Origin of the sequence: Brevibacterium sp. FAM 24630 (genome assembly GCF_049804075.1) — a bacterium.
Classification (GTDB): domain Bacteria; phylum Actinomycetota; class Actinomycetes; order Actinomycetales; family Brevibacteriaceae; genus Brevibacterium.
Genome location: NZ_JBNBZD010000098.1, coordinates 1 through 255, shown reverse-complemented (window position 1 = coordinate 255; position 255 = coordinate 1). Strand labels below are relative to the sequence as shown.

At 65.9% G+C, this 255-nt stretch carries 1 pseudogene; it reads right to left on the bottom strand.

The annotated features are described in order from the left end of the window. A pseudogene (locus ACPUD7_RS17890) lies at positions 1-255 on the bottom strand (IS1380 family transposase); the annotation flags it as partial.

Here is a 255-nt window from a genome sequence, read left to right as displayed (position 1 = left end):
AACCCAGCGTCGAAGGGGCGTAGACACGGTCGAACAGGTGTGTCATGCCGCCGTGGCGGAGAAGGTTCATGTCATCGATCGAGTCAGCCCCGGCGGCAATTCCGCCGACGAGGGTGGCGAGTTTCGCGGCTGGGTTCGCGCCTTTATCAGCGCCGGTGGTCGACACGGTCAACCTGTCGTCGGCGAGGTCTGGCAGGCCGGCTTTCTGGGCGAGGCCCATGATCGGGACCAGCCCGGTGGTCGCGGTGAGGTTCT